The 347-nt window shown below is 41.2% G+C and carries 1 protein-coding gene; it reads left to right on the forward strand.

Annotation, left to right across the window (positions count from 1 at the left end):
* Positions 1-75: 75 nt before the first annotated feature.
* The coding region (locus JFC07_RS13120) for an IS1/IS1595 family N-terminal zinc-binding domain-containing protein (RefSeq protein ID WP_198329239.1) at positions 76-347 on the forward strand (272 nt) is incomplete at its 3' end.

The raw sequence follows: 347 nt of genomic DNA on the forward strand, positions 1-347 counted from the left end.
GGTGGTGTATCAGAAAGTATGCTGAGGAAATAAAAGGAGGAGTGACAGCCAGAGCAAGATGATATATTTGAGGTTATGAAGACACAAATAGATATCAGTTGCCCCGACTGTCACAGTAATAGTCTAAAGAAAAATGGCAAAAAAAGCTATGGCAAGCAGAATTATCAATGTAAGGACTGCAAACGTCAGTTTATTGGCGACCATGCCTTAACTTATCATGGCTGTCACTCTAAAGTAGAAGAGCTTATACGGCTCATGACAGTTAGAGGCTGCGGCGTTAGAGACATAGCTGTTATAGCCTCAGTCAGTATCGGTAAAGTATTGAGCACCATAGGCTCATCTGTTTA

Source organism: Psychrobacter faecalis (assembly GCF_016107575.1).
GTDB classification, from domain to species: domain Bacteria; phylum Pseudomonadota; class Gammaproteobacteria; order Pseudomonadales; family Moraxellaceae; genus Psychrobacter; species Psychrobacter faecalis.